The sequence below is a fragment of the Methylophaga sp. UBA4204 genome (assembly GCF_002379485.1).
GTDB lineage: Bacteria > Pseudomonadota > Gammaproteobacteria > Nitrosococcales > Methylophagaceae > Methylophaga.
The window spans coordinates 5872-6200 of sequence record NZ_DFTU01000015.1; the positions used below are offsets into that span (position 1 = coordinate 5872).

At 47.4% G+C, this 329-nt stretch carries 1 protein-coding gene; it reads right to left on the minus strand.

All coding sequences use genetic code 11. From position 1 onward, the window contains the following. Positions 1 to 329: cytochrome b/b6 domain-containing protein (locus B3182_RS02145; protein WP_292751360.1), on the minus strand; the 329-nt coding region annotated here is incomplete at both ends.

The window sequence follows — 329 nt, forward strand, 5'->3', positions numbered from 1 at the left end:
TCATTACGTCTGCGTTTTTCTTCAACGATAACCGCGGCGATATGAATCACGATCGACAACATCAATAGATAAAACAAATAGGTATGCAGCGTGCGAAAAGGTTTCCGAAAATCGCGCATTTCCTGGTAGGCGATGGGGTCGACACCCTGTTTTTCATAGGGCTGAACAATCGCGATAGCCGCTTCATCCTCCGCGACCCAGGCTTTCATTTGAGAACCAAATGGGGCCATGTATAAGTCAGTACTTGCTAACATCAGGCCGGTGATGCCTTGGCCTATCATCAACAGAAACATCACTAAAATGCTCCAGCGACCTAATGGATTGTGCCC